The sequence below is a fragment of the Flavihumibacter sp. genome, from assembly GCF_036676075.1.
In the GTDB taxonomy this organism is placed as follows: Bacteria; Bacteroidota; Bacteroidia; order Chitinophagales; family Chitinophagaceae; genus Flavihumibacter.
In genome coordinates, this window is record NZ_JAKFDQ010000007.1 from 709,742 (window position 1) to 725,078 (window position 15,337).

A 15,337-nucleotide genomic window follows, 5' to 3' on the forward strand; every position below is an offset into this window, starting at 1 on the left:
CCTCCACGACTTTACTGGTTAATAGCAATATATCCAACCGTTGGATAATATCTTTTATGTACCTGCTAAAAACCTCTTATGCCTACTAACCTATCCGCAAAAAAGATGAACAAATATTTACGCCCCGCATTGAGTTTTTTGTTGTTATTGACAATGCTTGTAAGCTTTGGACAATTGTCAAGCTTTCCGTCAGATTACCAGTTATATCCCCGCAATTTCTCTACTAACCTTGCAGTAGTAAATATTCAGGGAAGTTATGAGCAAAGCAGTGGTTATACTGAACTACGTTTGAAGCGTTATCGCAATGGAAGTTTTCAGGGCACAACAACAGTTCCACTCCTATATGTTGGTGGTATCGCTAATTTCTCATTTTCGGTAGATATCCCGGCAGAGCTGGCCAATTACAGGTTCGATCTTTTTGCTTTCAATAATGCAGTTGAAACACTTGTACGTACCGCCAATAATGTTGTTGCTGGAGATGCCTATATTATACAGGGACAATCAAATGCTGTTGCCAACATCCGGGGCAGTTATGATGCAAGCAATGATGCCAATAGTTTTTCAAATGCACCTAACCGTCAATTTGTTCGTGTATATGGTGGTGCGAGTTCTACAGGTAATTATTCAAAGAGATGGTTTATTGGTGAGGGAAATGCCTGGTTTGAAAATGATTTCAACGCCGGGCAGTGGGGTATGCGAATGGCTTCCAATATTGCAGGCACGCAAGGAATTCCTGTTTGCATAATGAATGGTGCTAATCCCGGCCGATCAATAACATGGTTCCAGCGCAACGACGGCAACCCTACTGATATCAACAGCAACTATGGCCGTTTACTACAACGTATTACAGAAGCCGGCTTAAAGAATCATATCCGTGGCGTTTTCTGGTACCAGGGTGAAAATGATGCAGCTGGAAGCTTAAGTCCTGCGCAGATGTCCACAACCGAATACAAGAATCTGTTTCTCGAGCTTTATAATGATTGGAAATCAGATTTTCCAAATATCTCCCGCATATATGTTGCACAGATAAGATTCGGATGTGGAATGTTTACCAGGGAGGGCTGTCTTCAGATCCAGGAGGCTCAAAGACAGGTTGCTAAAGAGCTGACAGATGTATCTATCATCTCCACAAACAACACAACGCATTTATTAGAAAATACCAGCGCAAATTATTGCCATTATAAATTACTGGAAGGATACCAGAAGATCGGTGATTGGATGTCATTGATAGTACGCAAGCAACTCTACAATGCCACTCAACTTCCTTCTTCGGTAGAACCTCCAAAACCTGTGAGTGCAATATTCAGTGCATTCTCCTCACCCGGAATTGCAAGCCAGGTAAGCATAACATTGGAAGATCCTAATACAACCTATACAATAAATGGAGATCTCACCAGTGAGTTCAGTTTGAGTGGCGGCAGCTATACAGTTACAGGAGTAACCTTAAACGGAAGTCAGTTGCTTATTAATTTCGTACGCAACAGTGGTACCACTACCAATCCAACTGCTGTAAATTATCTGAGTCATAATAATCTTCCTGCCCCTATTATTACCAATGCTGGCGGATTGGGATTAGTGCATTTCGGTGAATTCCCCATCAATCAGTTGCCGGTTGCAACATGTGGAGATATCCATGAATCCAATGACCTGTTTACAACGGCAAAAGCAATATCGTTGAATACAGTTATTAAGGGAAATATTTCATCACCCACAGATGGCGACTGGTTTCAGATACAGACAACTTCTACCGCGAGGAATGTAAAAATCAGTCTTTATAACCTGCCAGCTGATTATAATGTATTCCTTTATGATATGAACCGAAAACTGATTGCACGGTCCACCAAGTCAGGACTTACTAATGAAGTGTTGATCTACAATGGAGGTCCATTAAATGCGCGTTACAATATTTTAGTATCATCCGCAAATGGCGTATTTAACCTTCAGAATTGTTATTCTCTTTATGCGGAAACGTCTGCTACACAATATGAAAAAAACTCAAAGCCTACCATCGTTAATGCTCTTAACGCTGTGAGCAGTCCAATGGAAGTAAGCGCCTCCAACATATCATCTTCAGGTGCGGCTGCAATAGATATTTTTCCTAGTCCCGCCATCAGTGACATGCTGGTAAAATTCAATGCAATGGATGCAGGCAATGTTATCCTCCGGCTCGTTGACATGGCTGGAAGGGAGCTGCAGAGATTGGCTATTAATGCAAATTCAGGCTCTAATACACGCAGGATGAATGTATCGGGATATACCCCCGGCATCTATTTATTGCAGGTGCAGGAAGGTGAAAAGATCAGCAGCAAAAAAGTGGTTGTCGGTTTCAGATAAGCTGTATGTTGAAAAAATCAATGGTCCTTTTCCAGGCCAGTTCAGCTGCTTCCTTATTATAACGAGCGGCTGAAGTATCATTATGGAAGGCGTGGTTAACGCCTTCATAAACATATTGCTCATAACGTATACCGGCGGCTTTAAGAGCTGCTTCATAATCGGCCATGCCGGCGTTCACTCTTTCATCGAGGCTTGCATAATGAAGTTGTACCGCTGCTTTTATAGATGGCACTTTTGCCAATTCGGGTTGACGGCCATAAAAGGCAACCGCCGCTTTGAGGTCAGGTACAGTGATGGCCAGGTTGTTGGCCATGGCTCCACCCCAGCAGAATCCAACGCAGCCAACGGCACCACTGCAATCTTTCCTTCCTTTCAGGTAAGGTATAGCAGCGGCAAACCGGACAATATTTTCTTCATTAACCAGTTTTCCAAATAAGGCACGGGCATCATCTTCATTGGTTGGCGTACCTCCAAGCGGTGATAATGCATCAGGAGCGAGCGCAAGAAATCCTGCCTTGGCAGCCCGGCGGGCAACATCTTCAATATGGGCATTAAGTCCGCGGTTTTCATGTATAACAATCACGGCACCATAGGCCTTTTCGGCTTTTGGCCTCGCCAGGTAAGCTTTCATATTACCATGGGGTGTAGGGTATTCAACGCGTTCGGTTAAGAGGTCTCCATTTTCAGTTGTTTGCGCTACGGCATAGTTTCCTTCCAGCAAAGGAAGAACCGTTAGGGCAGCGGCGACACTACCCGTAAGCTTAGCCAGTTTCCTGAGAAACTCCTCGCGTCCCAGGGGGCGGTGGGTATACTCGTCGTAGAGGTTGATAATGCGTTGGTCCATGGTAAAAAATTGTATAGTAAGATACTCAGTTCTCTTCATCCAAAGCCTCCAGGCTTTGGATATTATTCTGTAGAGCGTTGAGGTGACGGCCAAAACTTTTGCGGAACATCCATTTCGCAAGGAGATAACTAAGCGGTACAAGAACAATTATGGCAATAGGCAGAACCCAAACAAAAAGCTTCTGGGTCAACAGTTCATCAACTGTTCTTCCCGAACCAAGAATACCTCCAAGGAAATAACCACCTGCGGTAGCCACCGGATATACAAAGAGAGCAAGCCTAAGCTGGAGCTTTCCCCAGGCAGAAATTGCATGGTGCTGCACTTTCATCTGTTGCAACAGTCCCTGTGATGATGATACTTCGGGCTGGATTTCTCTATAAAAGCCAATGGCGGGCCACACAGTAGCAATATTGAAGATGCTGGTAATGGCAAGAGCCAGCCACACAGGCCATACCGGGAAAAAAATAATGAGCACCACATATATTAAAGTGATCACAACGCTCCAGATGATATTGATCAGAAGGTTTCTCTTCAGCTTCATCAGCGGGTGATTTGCCTGTAACCTATTTGCAAAGCCAGGCCGCAGCAAGCCTTCGAGGTCTTTATCAACCGGCTGCCAGTTCTGCCAGTTTTTATTTTCATTCATGATCCACTGCATTTAAAAGTTTAGCCAGCCGCTGACGGATACGCATCAGCTTAACGGCAAGATTGTTTGCAGATATGCCCATCATCTCTGCTATTTCATTATTGGCATATCCCTCCAGGTGAAGCAGTACCAGCGCGCGGTCAACATCAGTGAGTTGCCTGATGGCCTGGTGAAGGGCCTGAGAATCTTCCCGCTCCAGTGGAGTGGCTCGCAGGCTCTCTTCATCCGGAAGTGTATCCGGATAGATCATCATATTCTTCTTGCGCATACTGGTGAGAACTGTGTTGAGACTGATGCGATAGAGCCAGGTACTGAACTTCGAATCACCCCGGAATGATGGCCAGCCTTTCCAGCATTGAAGAAGGATCTCCTGGTAGAGATCTTTTTTCTCTTCAGGGTCGGCCGCGTAAATAGACACCACCTTGTAGATGATGCCCTGGTTAGTTCTGACCTGCTCTAGAAATTCCTTCTCGCTCAATTAATGGTTTTGGTTGGGATGAATAAATATAAGTCGCAGCCCATCCCCTTTTATTACATCCCTCAAAAAAAATAAAATACAGCCGCCAGATAAGCCTCCAACTACGAAACCTATCATACATAATTTTCACCGTTCGTCACTTGGCAGGATTATTTGACCCATCATCCCTATTTACCTATTCCACCTGCATTTATGATTCAATCTTTACGGTGAATTAAAACCTTATTCGCTTTAAACCTTATCTGATCAAACCTTATCCGATCAAACCTTATTCTGAAAAACAACCTTATTGTATGAAAATTATTAGACAGGGATTTCTGGGTTTTTTACTGATGGTAAGCGCTTTCGCGCAGGCACAGCAAAATGCTAAAGTGAGTGGAATGGCTATGGAAGGCGCTACCATCTCCCTGCTTCATGTGGCCGACTCTTCTGTTGCAAAACTGGCTATCGCCGGAAGCAATGGCGCATTCGAGATCGACCAATTGAATTTCGGCACCTACCGTTTATCCGTAAGCGCTGTAGGTTTCAAAAACTTTATGAGTGAAGCTTTTGAGTTGAGTGCAAACCAGGCAGAGAAAAAATTCAGCACCGTCACCATGGAAGCTGATAATAAAGAACTTGGCGCTGTAACGGTTGTTGCAAAAAAACCGATGATCGAAATTAAGCCCGACCGCACCATCGTGAATGTGGATGCGGGCATCAGTAATGCAGGTGCAACAGCAATGGAAGTACTTGAAAAATCACCGGGAGTAACGGTTGATCGCGATGGCAATATCAGTATTAAGGGACGCGCGGGCGTAATGGTAATGATTGATGGCAAACCCAGCTATCTCAATGGCGCCGATCTCGCTAACCTCCTCAATAGCATGAGCGCTAACCAGCTCGACCAGATCGAGATCATGACAAATCCACCCGCCAAATACGATGCCGCAGGCAATTCAGGCATTATAAATATCAAAACAAAAAAGAATCGCCAGCGCGGTTGGAATGGAAGTATCAACCTCGGGTATGGACAGGGTAAATACTGGAAAACGAACAATAGCCTTAACCTGAACTACCGCAATGATAAGTTCAACGTATTCATGAACTATAGCCAGAATGCAAACAAGGGTTTCAATAACCTGCTCATCAAAAGAACTTACCTCGATGGCGCCGGGAAAGATCCTGTTGCATTTTTTGACCAGCCCACATTGCTGATCATGACTGGACAAAACAATACATTGAAACTTGGGATGGATTATTCCCTCAATAAAAAAACCACGCTGGGTATTACCGGTACCGGTTTTATATCACCCAGAAAATTCGAAGGTATCAGCAGTGGCTACCTTAAAAATGCAGTTGGACAAACAGATTCATTGGTGGTTACAACCAGTGATAACTCCAATAAATGGATCAATGGAACCCTCAACCTGAATATGCGACATGAGATCAGCAAGACGGCTGAGTTGAGTGCTGATCTGGATTATGTACATTATAACATGCAGAACAATCAGCTTTTCAATACGAAAACATATGATGCAGATGATATTATGAGTGCCGACGAAAAACTTCGCGGCGATCTGCCGGCAAGCATTCGCATCTATGCAGCTAAAACAGATTACACGCAAACTTTTGAAAAGGGATTGAAGCTGGAAAGCGGGTTAAAGGCGAGCTATGTAAAAACAGATAATATTGCTGATTACGCTAACCTTATTGATAATAACTGGCAGCCTGATTACCAGAAAACAAATCATTTCAAATACGAAGAGAATATTGCTGCTGCTTATGCCAATGCCAGCAAAACAATTGGCAAATGGAGTCTTCAGGGGGGGCTGCGACTGGAGAATACACAGTATAAAGGAAAGCAACTCGGTAATCCGGAGAAATCTGATTCTTCCTTTACCAGGTCTTATACAAGCTTGTTCCCTACTGCTTACCTGAGTTATAAGGCCGATTCAAATAATGTATTTACTATAAATACCGGAAGAAGGATAGACAGGCCTGCATACCAGCAACTGAATCCATTCCTGTTCTTCATCAACAAATTCACCTACCAGGTAGGTAACCCTTATATACAACCGCAATTCACCTGGTCATATGAACTGAGTCATACTTACAAGAACTGGCTTACCACCAGTATCAATCATGCAAATACCACACAATACTTTTCACAGATATTCCGCACCGAAGGAGAAGTTACCATTCTTACGGAAGGCAACCTCGCAAAAATGCAGAACACGAATCTAACGGTAACAGCACAGTTAAATCCCACCAAGTGGTGGTCGGCCACTATAAGTGCAACAGGCAGCTACCGTAAGGTTAGAGGAATAGGGATCAATAACGATTTCAATAGTGAAAATACAAGTGGCAATGCCAATGTGAACAACCAGTTCAAATTCAATAAGGGATGGTCGGCTGAGTTATCGGGAAATTATAATACTGCATTTGAAGATGCACAGTTTAAAATATATGATTTCGGTCAGGTGAGTGCCGGCATCGCCAAACAGGTCCTGAAGGGTAAGGGCAGTTTGAAACTCAATGTGCGCGATATCTTCTTTTCCCAGACAATCGTAGGTGATATTAAATACCAGAATGTTCGTGAGCGCTTTCGTCAGAACCGTGATTCGAGGGTAGCTAACATCAGTTTCACCTGGCGCTTTGGTAAGAATTTTTCAGATAAGCCGAAAAGTAATGGCGGCAGCAGTAATGATGAACAACGTCGGGTTGGAGCTGGTAGTTAGTAAAATAATTGCAGTTAAACGGGATAGAATGTTGTATATCGGACAATGGAGCTCTTCAGCGTTTTAACACCGGGGTCGGGGTAATTTTCGTAACTTAAAGGTATCTTTTTACGCTAAACCTTAAGCCATGAAAAAGTTACTCCTGCTGGCAGTTTTACTGCCGGCCTTTGCCGTCGTCTCCGCCTCTTCCGGCGAACCCTCTAACAACAAAGAGAAAAAGCAATTCAAAAAACAAAAACTCGCACGGGCCATTCCAGCTTACGTTCCAGAGGAGGGTTATTGGGTTATTAAATCAAGTCTCCATCAGCCTGATAAATCGATCATCTACTATTATAACAATGACAACCAGTTGATAGGTGAAGAAAACATTTCAGGTAAAGTTGCAAGGTTGAACAACAGGAAAATCAAGATGCAACTGAAGAGTTCTCTTGCACAATCTATCAATACCCATAAGCAGGAACAACTGGCAAAAAAAACAGGTGATTGACCCATTAGCTTGTATGATCTGAAGTGATGACCCACTTACCGCTGATCTTGCGGAGTATAAGTGTGTAAATGCCGCCGACATCTCCTACGGTGCGTTTGAGATGCCATTTGCCTACTACCATATATACATCATTTGCAAGACGGTTAACATGTAGAAGATCAAACTTCAGTTCCCCCATTTTATCGCGACTATCATAATTCTTTTTGTATCGCTCCCATGTATTCTTAAAGCCATAAGTAACGCCACTGCTACCGATGAACATCAGCGAGTCTGACTGCCAGTATCCCTGCATGAAGGCTTCAATGTTTCCGCGGTTCCAGTCCTCCTGCTGTTTCTGCAGCAGGTCGCGAATAGTTGCTTCATCAGTTGTTTGAGCAAAAATGCTTGAGGTCAGTAATAAACTGCAGGCAAGAAGGAGAATGCGCATGGAGAGATTTTGTTTTCAAGGTACATTTGCGCGTCAATTAAACCAAACAGAATCGGCAAATGTTACCATCCCATTGAATTATGAAAAAGATCTATCACCTCGCCAATTGCGATACCTGTCAGAAGATCCTAAAGGAAGTGGATGCCACTGGAAATAAAATACAACTTCAGGATATCAAAACCGAGCCCATCACGGCAGCACAGCTCGATGAAATGAAAATGCTGGCGGGGAGTTATGAAGCATTATTCAGCCGGCGGGCGCTGAAATTCAGGTCGATGTCACTTCATGAAAAAGAACTGACTGAAAAAGACTACCGAAAGCTGATCCTTCAGGAATATACTTTCCTCAAGCGCCCGGTGGCAATCATCGGCAAGAAGATCTTCATCGGCAATACCAAAGCGGTGGTAGCGGATCTAAAAACCTCCCTACCCGTCTGACATCCGTCCTGACGGATGTCAGACGGGTATTGATTAAAGAGACGAGGCATCAATATTATACAGCCGGATCACGAAGAGGCTGAGGTTGCGGTAAGGCGGCACATACTCTTCGAAAAGATTTTTCGTGAAGTCGGTCTTGCTGAACTGCTCACCCAGTTGCGTCCATAATACGGGCCAGTTAATATCGCGGGATTCCAGGAAATGGAGATTCATTTCCTGGATCATCGGATCATTGATCAATTTGGAGCCAATCTGCCGGGTGGCGAGGATTTGTGCATCGGGACTTTTACCCGCCACGGTCAGGATATTCCTGAAGCCGCCGCAAGACCCAAGGAAGGCGAGCTTCATTGACGGCTGCAGATAGTTAAGCGTGGTGGGGAGATGATAACTATGTCCGCGGTGAATGATCACCCCCGGATTGATCTTTTCTGCCTTGAGGTGATTCATCAAAGCCAACTGCGCCTGTTCATCGAGCCCCTTGTCATTATCGAGCGGGAGGTTGGCAAAAAGTTTTACCTGCTGGCCCTCCTGGCGGGAACTTATCTCTACCCACTGTTCTGATTTTGCAACCTTCCACGCAGCAGTATCCTTAAATATCTGCATGAAACTATTGAAAGAAGCCTTACCGTCATCGTCGCCATAAAATATCACCAGCTGGTTAATTATATTTTGTTTATCACGGAGTGCATCCATCTTAAGCAGTTCATAGTTTCCAAGTTTGCTGAAGATATCCTTTGATGAAGCAGGGTCACTGGCCATGGTAAACACCTGCTGAAGTATGGTATAAAGCCGCACGCAGTATCTATTATTCTCCTTGGTACATCGGGTAATATTCTGTTTCAGGAGAGATGCCACCAGCGGACTATAGGTCGAATCTTTAGAGAGACTGGAAAAAGCATCAGCCACATCCATCGCATCTTCAATTCCACTTTCAGGACTGCTATCAATACCTCCGATAAACCGACTCAACAAATGCTCCCGCGAATCTTCCGGCATATTATTCAGAAAATCATTGAGTACATTATAATGAGAGCTTATCCGTATGAACTTCCTGAACTGATCATACTGTACCCATTCCATCAGGCTATCGGACCTGCCCGCCGGCAGTTGTTCCATCAGTTTCTTATATATACCCAGAAAGCTGGATGTATAGAGTTCATCTTCGCCGCTGGTAACAAGATAATAGAGATCGATAGCCCGGAGAGGTTGAATCGCTTTGAATCTGATATCATCCTTTTTCTCATGCAATTCATTGATGGGCTTAATATAAAAAGCCATGGCCTTATCATGCAATGCATTGCGCAACGCGGGTTGCATACCGGCAGCAGCGCCTTTACCAATGCTGGTTCTATTCTGCTGGAGGGTATTCACCAGCAACTGGTAATAGCCTGTAACATTATTGCTCCGGAGATTTTGAATACTGTCTGCCGTGAGCCGACCCGCAGCAATTTCACCTACCAGAGGAGCGATCTCACTGGCATTTCGGTTACCCTTCAATGTTATGAGCTGCTCTAAGAGGGGATGCTTGAGTTTATAAATAGAATCAGTGATACGGTTATTCTTCAGCGTTATATAATCAACGATATGCATCGGTGATCGCTCCGCCACATAAACGAGTACGGTATCGATATAGGGGAAGTCGGGACGAGCCTCCACCATAGGAAGGATCATCTCCATGTTCATCGATATCCTCCGAACATCAGCAAGGTGCTGGAAGCGTTTGCCCTCAGGGAACTGACGGAAGGTGTCGGCCATGATCTGGGTTCGCCTTGCCCCGAAACCTAATAAGAAAGGCCTGAAAGCTTTGCCATGTACCAGCGCATCTGCGATCTTTGGAAACTTTTCAAGTGCATCAGGTATATCATACAATTCAAATTGTTTCTGGGCGATACCCGCGCGGATGATCTGCAGGAAATACCGGATACTCGTAATTCCCTTCAACTTTTTCTCGGCAACAATGGATCTGTCATCATTAATGGCGATCTGTAAACTATCGGCAGTGCTGGAAACAAAAGCATCCATCAACAGGTTGATTGCGGTATCTCCATTAAGACCGTTCAGGAATGACTGGAACTGCATCTGCTCCGCATCCAGGAGCGCATTGGCCTCGGGCAGTGTATTCTGAGCCTTTACTGAAAAAGAAAGGCCAAATGAAATAAGAATAATAACGAATCGGGTATAGATACTCATGCGCTGATTTCTGACGGTAATTTACGTGGTATTAACAAGTAAATTATCGTGCCACCAGTAACGCTATGGCGCCGCTCTTCACAAAACCATCCGGTATACATCTAATCTTCTGTCAGGTAGGTAGAATCAATAAACCTTATTTATGACAGTACGATCATTTACCCATGCGGCCCTCCTGCTTTCCGGCATATTTATAATGACAGCCTGCAACCGTAATGATGATGACCCTCAGCCGGGGCCTATTAACCCGCAACACCAGCCGGTAAAGCGCCTGGTAGCCAGCCAGAATGATTTCCAGACATTCAATTATACTGAAGACGGCAAGGTCAGATCCTATTCGGCGCAATGGCAGAACAGTCCGGATGGCGGAATTACCACCATAAACCAGCAGCTTGTTTTTGAAAATGGAAAGCTTAAACAATCTAACAGCAATGCAGGCAACATCAAATATTATTACCAGGAAGGCAAGGTTTACAGGGCGGAGAACTTCCTGAATAATGGGCGTAAGCTTTCAGATCATTTTTTTGAGTATAGCGCGTTGGGAAAACTGGCAGAGGTGGAAGAGATCATAACAGATCCGCAGGAAGACGGAGCCGAAGCCGTGCTTATCAAGCTATCTTATTACCCCTCCGGCAACCTGGAGAAAATGGAATACTGGTATAAGGAAACCAACCATGATGACTTTGCCCTTTCCTTCACCAAATATTTTGAGCAGTATGACGATAAAAGAAATCCCATACCCGATGCCATTCTTGATCATTGGCTTCCTGAACTGGAACTTTTCAAAAACAACCCGCGGGTGGTGCGTACAGTAGATGCCAATGACGATACTGAAAACCTGCTCACCATCACTTATGAATATGATGCGTTGGGAAGGCCGGTACACCGCGACCAGCGGATTTCCATTAACGGGGTACTGAAACCAGAGATCCGTTACAGCTATTTGTATTAATGCTACAATTCATACTAAAAAAACTACATATCATGTATAAATCGATTGTCAGCTGCATTGTGTTGGATTAGATTTGTACTCACAATTAAACCTTGATCAATGAAACGAATTACCCTGATCGCTGTTCCGCTGGTGTTGATGGCAGCTATCGCTGCTGTCAACATCCTGGGGGAACAAAGCCTGAAGCCCCGGAGCGGCGCCACTATCATGGTGCAGCCCGGACTGGTAAGCAGCGGGATGGGCGAATACCAGCTTAACCTGCAGCCCGAAGCCGCTACGGCCCACCAGAAACTGGAACTGCGCAGCGGCTTGCAGACAATTAATAAATCTATTTCGAGGCAGCTAAATAAGGAAGAAGACTGTTGCGATAATACGCTCTGAGAACTTTAAAAAGCTGTCTGCCATTAACCATTAAACCTTAACCCCTCCCTTCATTTGACCACCGCGTCAATTAAACTCCAGTCTGATAGATTGGGTTTGATTGCCAAGGTGGTTAACATGAAACATAAAGGTCCTCCCATCCTCCAAACTTCCGGACGCATTGATCACCACCTGGTGATTCTCAAATCTGGGTTTCAGCATCTCTACAAAATTATCGGCCAACCCTTTTACGGGGTTCAAGCTTTCCACGTCAGCAATTGTTACTACACCATCGGTAGCAAGGGCAGCGAAATCATTCCATTGCACAAACCAGAAAGGAACAGCGGTTCCGCGACTCTGGCTTATAATGGGAAAGGTGCCAAGCGGTGCGCCCGATTCAATGATATAAGAACCTTCCACTTTAAGCTCGCAACCAAAAGCAGCGGGAACATCAAAATAACTGAGCAGATTGAAATCAGGTCTGATGCAGTCGGGATTGCGGTAGAAGGGCATAACAAGCCATCCATCTTTTACAAAATACTGGTTGAGACTGGGTTCGGCTCGCACATAAAGGGGGATGCCCGGATCCTGGGAAGGAAAGCTGATCCGGATATTTCCCTGCTGGTGGGCGGCAAGTACCATTTCCTTTTGAAGCGTTTTTACCTGCAGACCGGAAACAGAGGAGTTGATTTCATTGCCGGGGTCTGCTGTCCTGCTACAGGCGGTAATGCCGATTACCAGCAGGATGGCAAACAGCTTCAGTGATCGTTGCGTTGATAAGCTATGCATGGTTATTTGTTTTTGTAAATCTACCCTGCCAAACAGGGCTAGAATAGTACAAAAACGACACGTTTAGGTGTCTGACACATGTTAAGAACATGTTCGAACATCATGCAAACTACTTCAACGATCCGGCACCTTCATAAAGCGATGCCCCATCAAACGCGGATCAGAAACTATAAGCTCTGTTATTTCACCTCTACTATTTCTTTTAAATCTTACAAACACTTCGAAGCCGCTATCGCCAATTCCTTTCTGTACCATTAATGTAAAGAGGTCAGGCGTTTCCGGAGTAAGCTCTGTATCTGCAATTGTTGGTCGCTTGATGATAAGCTTACCATCTTCATTCATCACCAGCCGCCAGTAAAAATCAAGGTGTGGACTATAGTATGTTCCGGTGAAGGAGCGGAGCTGCTCTTTCGATGGCTTCCAGATTACTGTGGTATCCTTTAGATGATGATAGATCTTGCCGGTTTGATTTACCAGTGTTTTTATTTTAACGGGGTCTCCCGCCTTTTTCGGTGGAGTGAATTCGAGGTAAGCTTCATAATCCGGATCTTTAAAGACCCAGGGTGAAATCATCTCCATGGGAATCAGCATACCATTATACAATCCTTTTAATGAATCATTATCAATCACGAAGTATAAGGGCTGCTTCCTATCCTTAGTATAACTCTCATAACCAATCGTGTCTTCTTCAAAATACCTACCTGCTAAAGGCTCCAGATCTTTGAGCGAATATTTAACCGGTCCTTTCAAAAACTTTCGCTGCAAAGGTTCGGATTTAGTTTCGCCCACCAGCATATATTCTATGATCTCTTTATGAAACTGCGGGTAGGGGGCGCCGGTATTACCAAGAATGATAATGGCCAGACCTTCTTCGGTTACACGCGACAGATAGGGCCGGTCATTAACTCCCTGGTGCAGGATCACCTGGTATTTATCGAGCACCCTTTCTTTTAAACCGAAAACATAATTCCTGCTATTGCCCAGTCCGGGCATCAGCGTAGCATCTTTTTTCAACCTTACTATTGCCTTCGCAACCGGTGAATTTCTATTCTCATGCAGCGCATACCATTTTTCAAGATCTGCTGCGGAGGTAGCGATATGATAATTGCCTCCCGGTGATGTTTTATCACTGATCCACCGATTGTACCCCAACCCGTAATTATCATACTCCATCGCAAATAGGGGAATGACCTGGTTCTTATTATCATGCAGCAGGGTGGACCCCATACCGTTGGGATCAAAGAGTTTTTTCTTCATCCATACCCTCAGGTTCTCACCCGATGCTTTTTCAAGGATAAGTCGAAGTAATCCAAAATCTGAATTGCAGTACATATAACCCTTGCCCGGCTCAAAGCCCGGTTGGGGCTGGTGAAAAAGGAGATCAAGAAATTGAGATTGGTCAAACCGGTTTGCCATGCTCGATTGTGTAAGTAATAGTGCAGCCCATTCATCTTCGAAACCACTGCTGTGATTGAGCAGGTGCTGTATTGTTACCGGTTCGCTCCAGGCGGGGAGTTTAGGAAAATATTTTATCACCTTATCCGTGAAGCTGAGCAGACCTTCTGCCTCCATTATGGCGGCGGCGATAGAAATGAATTCACGTGTTTCGGCGTAAGGAAGTCGAACAATATTATCATGCGAAAATGGAATATTGAATTCGAGACTGGCAAGTCCATAAGCCTTTTTAGCAAGCGGCTTACCATCTTTCAGTACGGTGACCGCAATGCCGGGCGAACCTTTCCGGTTAAAGTGCCGGAATATCGAATCCAGTTTCTGATTAAGGTCAGTGATTGCAGGGGTGCTGCTTTTGGAGGAGATTGGTTGCCCTGATACACCAGAGAAAAATCTTTCTGCGTTCTTATAGAAGATCTTCTCCTTCTGTTCTGCATTAAGGAAAGTAAGATCATCAACGGAAGCAATCATCGTTTGAATATCTCCGTTATCAGATCCGAACATGATCCTGTCTTCAAGTCCAGCCTCCATCAAAGCCTTCATCACTCCGCTAAATTGCGCTGGTGGCAGGATGGCCGGATTATTAATAGCGGAGATATCAGAATATACATTGGGGAATGCCTTCATCAGGTCAATGGCCTCTTTCAGGAATGGCGCACCTGCATGCATTACCCAGACCCTGAGGGTGGGAAATTTCTGAAGCATTTCGCGCATCAGCGATGGATTGCCAGCTGCTTCGGTAAAATTCGGACTGCCATGATCTGGTCCGGCCGACCCGGTATGAATACCCACTGGCAAATTGTATTTCGCAGCCAGTGCATAATAGGGATATAGACTTGTATCTGAGGACGATATCCCGTAATACTGGCTAAGTACTTCACCAATAAAATCGATCTTCTTTTCTTTGATCTGCTGTTCAATCCAAGCCAGGGCTGGCCAATCCTTTCCATCCGAAAAACAGGGTTGCCTGCTGTAGGGAACTTTTCCCAAAGGGCATGGGAGCATAAGGCCCTGCAACAAACGTGGACCCTTATGCGCGCGATAACTTTGCTGAAGATCCCAGGAACTGCTGATGGCAGCAGCGTATACACCTGCCCGTTGCAGGGATGCCAGTTGCTCCACCGGATCCTTAGCTCCGTGGATATGCACGTCGAAAACTTTCGGTGGCAGGTTCTGTGAAAGACTCCACGACAGCAGGAGATGGCATAGGGTGATTAACAT

13 protein-coding genes are annotated in these 15,337 nt (G+C 44.8%); 6 read left to right on the plus strand and 7 right to left on the minus strand.

Annotation, left to right across the window (positions count from 1 at the left end; genetic code table 11):
* Window positions 1–78 precede the first annotated feature (78 nt).
* Entirely contained in the window at window positions 79–2,334 is a 2,256-nt protein-coding gene (locus V6M43_RS05940; RefSeq protein ID WP_332733269.1) for a sialate O-acetylesterase, read from the plus strand.
* On the opposite strand, the gene V6M43_RS05945 is transcribed toward V6M43_RS05940, so the two are convergent.
* Genes V6M43_RS05945 through V6M43_RS05955 form a run of 3 tightly spaced genes read right to left on the minus strand, consistent with a single transcriptional unit; the run spans window position 2,327 to window position 4,302 of the window.
* The gene (locus V6M43_RS05945; protein WP_332733271.1) at window positions 2,327–3,178 is read right to left on the minus strand and encodes a dienelactone hydrolase family protein; all 852 of its coding nucleotides are present in this window, start codon (window positions 3,176–3,178) and stop codon (window positions 2,327–2,329) included. The two genes, V6M43_RS05940 and V6M43_RS05945, sit on opposite strands and share 8 nt — an antisense overlap.
* A gap of 25 nt (window positions 3,179–3,203) precedes the next feature.
* Window positions 3,204–3,824 carry a hypothetical protein gene (locus V6M43_RS05950; protein WP_332733273.1) on the minus strand — a complete coding sequence of 207 codons (621 nt, stop codon included), beginning with the start codon at window positions 3,822–3,824 and terminating at the stop codon, window positions 3,204–3,206.
* Window positions 3,817–4,302 carry an RNA polymerase sigma factor gene (locus V6M43_RS05955; protein ID WP_332733275.1) on the minus strand — a complete coding sequence of 162 codons (486 nt, stop codon included), beginning with the start codon at window positions 4,300–4,302 and terminating at the stop codon, window positions 3,817–3,819. Before V6M43_RS05955 ends, V6M43_RS05950 begins: the two co-directional genes overlap by 8 nt.
* A gap of 293 nt (window positions 4,303–4,595) precedes the next feature.
* Here V6M43_RS05955 and V6M43_RS05960 point away from each other — a divergent pair, with 293 nt between their 5' ends.
* Together V6M43_RS05960 and V6M43_RS05965 are read left to right on the plus strand one after the other, a co-directional pair.
* Window positions 4,596–7,022 (plus strand): outer membrane beta-barrel protein, encoded by a 2,427-nt coding sequence (locus V6M43_RS05960; RefSeq protein WP_332733277.1) that lies wholly within the window; start codon window positions 4,596–4,598, stop codon window positions 7,020–7,022.
* A 127-nt stretch (window positions 7,023–7,149) separates the two neighbouring features.
* Entirely contained in the window at window positions 7,150–7,509 is a 360-nt protein-coding gene (locus V6M43_RS05965) for a hypothetical protein (RefSeq protein WP_332733279.1), read from the plus strand.
* Window positions 7,510–7,513: 4 nt separating this feature from the next.
* Here the strand turns inward: V6M43_RS05965 and V6M43_RS05970 are convergent, their stop codons facing one another.
* Window positions 7,514–7,936 carry a YybH family protein gene (locus V6M43_RS05970; protein ID WP_332733281.1) on the minus strand — a complete coding sequence of 141 codons (423 nt, stop codon included), beginning with the start codon at window positions 7,934–7,936 and terminating at the stop codon, window positions 7,514–7,516.
* Between the two features lie 80 nt (window positions 7,937–8,016).
* Here V6M43_RS05970 and V6M43_RS05975 point away from each other — a divergent pair, with 80 nt between their 5' ends.
* The gene (locus tag V6M43_RS05975) at window positions 8,017–8,373 is read left to right on the plus strand and encodes an arsenate reductase family protein (RefSeq protein ID WP_332733283.1); all 357 of its coding nucleotides are present in this window, start codon (window positions 8,017–8,019) and stop codon (window positions 8,371–8,373) included.
* A 33-nt stretch (window positions 8,374–8,406) separates the two neighbouring features.
* Here V6M43_RS05975 and V6M43_RS05980 read toward each other — a convergent pair whose 3' ends face one another.
* Window positions 8,407–10,563: a hypothetical protein gene (locus tag V6M43_RS05980; RefSeq protein WP_332733285.1), complete on the minus strand. Its 2,157-nt coding sequence runs from the start codon at window positions 10,561–10,563 to the stop codon at window positions 8,407–8,409.
* Between the two features lie 142 nt (window positions 10,564–10,705).
* On the opposite strand from V6M43_RS05980, the gene V6M43_RS05985 reads away from it, so the two are divergent.
* On the plus strand, window positions 10,706–11,515 hold the full coding sequence (locus V6M43_RS05985; protein ID WP_332733287.1) for a hypothetical protein: 810 nt from the start codon (window positions 10,706–10,708) through the stop codon (window positions 11,513–11,515).
* Between the two features lie 99 nt (window positions 11,516–11,614).
* Entirely contained in the window at window positions 11,615–11,896 is a 282-nt protein-coding gene (locus V6M43_RS05990; protein ID WP_332733289.1) for a hypothetical protein, read from the plus strand.
* 66 nt (window positions 11,897–11,962) lie between these two features.
* Here V6M43_RS05990 and V6M43_RS05995 read toward each other — a convergent pair whose 3' ends face one another.
* On the minus strand, window positions 11,963–12,664 hold the full coding sequence (locus V6M43_RS05995) for a hypothetical protein (RefSeq protein WP_332733291.1): 702 nt from the start codon (window positions 12,662–12,664) through the stop codon (window positions 11,963–11,965).
* 114 nt (window positions 12,665–12,778) lie between these two features.
* Window positions 12,779–15,337, minus strand: a complete 2,559-nt coding sequence (locus V6M43_RS06000; RefSeq protein WP_332733293.1) for a serine hydrolase — start codon at window positions 15,335–15,337, stop codon at window positions 12,779–12,781.

Coding starts and splice junctions, on each gene's coding strand:
- V6M43_RS05940 (WP_332733269.1), top strand. CDS start 79: ATGCCTACTAACCTATCCGCAAAAAAGATGAACAAATATTTACGCCCC.
- V6M43_RS05945 (WP_332733271.1), bottom strand. CDS start 3,178: ATGGACCAACGCATTATCAACCTCTACGACGAGTATACCCACCGCCCC.
- V6M43_RS05950 (WP_332733273.1), bottom strand. CDS start 3,824: ATGAATGAAAATAAAAACTGGCAGAACTGGCAGCCGGTTGATAAAGAC.
- V6M43_RS05960 (WP_332733277.1), top strand. CDS start 4,596: ATGAAAATTATTAGACAGGGATTTCTGGGTTTTTTACTGATGGTAAGC.
- V6M43_RS05965 (WP_332733279.1), top strand. CDS start 7,150: ATGAAAAAGTTACTCCTGCTGGCAGTTTTACTGCCGGCCTTTGCCGTC.
- V6M43_RS05970 (WP_332733281.1), bottom strand. CDS start 7,936: ATGCGCATTCTCCTTCTTGCCTGCAGTTTATTACTGACCTCAAGCATT.
- V6M43_RS05975 (WP_332733283.1), top strand. CDS start 8,017: ATGAAAAAGATCTATCACCTCGCCAATTGCGATACCTGTCAGAAGATC.
- V6M43_RS05980 (WP_332733285.1), bottom strand. CDS start 10,563: ATGAGTATCTATACCCGATTCGTTATTATTCTTATTTCATTTGGCCTT.
- V6M43_RS05985 (WP_332733287.1), top strand. CDS start 10,706: ATGACAGTACGATCATTTACCCATGCGGCCCTCCTGCTTTCCGGCATA.
- V6M43_RS05990 (WP_332733289.1), top strand. CDS start 11,615: ATGAAACGAATTACCCTGATCGCTGTTCCGCTGGTGTTGATGGCAGCT.
- V6M43_RS05995 (WP_332733291.1), bottom strand. CDS start 12,664: ATGCATAGCTTATCAACGCAACGATCACTGAAGCTGTTTGCCATCCTG.
- V6M43_RS06000 (WP_332733293.1), bottom strand. CDS start 15,337: ATGTTAATCACCCTATGCCATCTCCTGCTGTCGTGGAGTCTTTCACAG.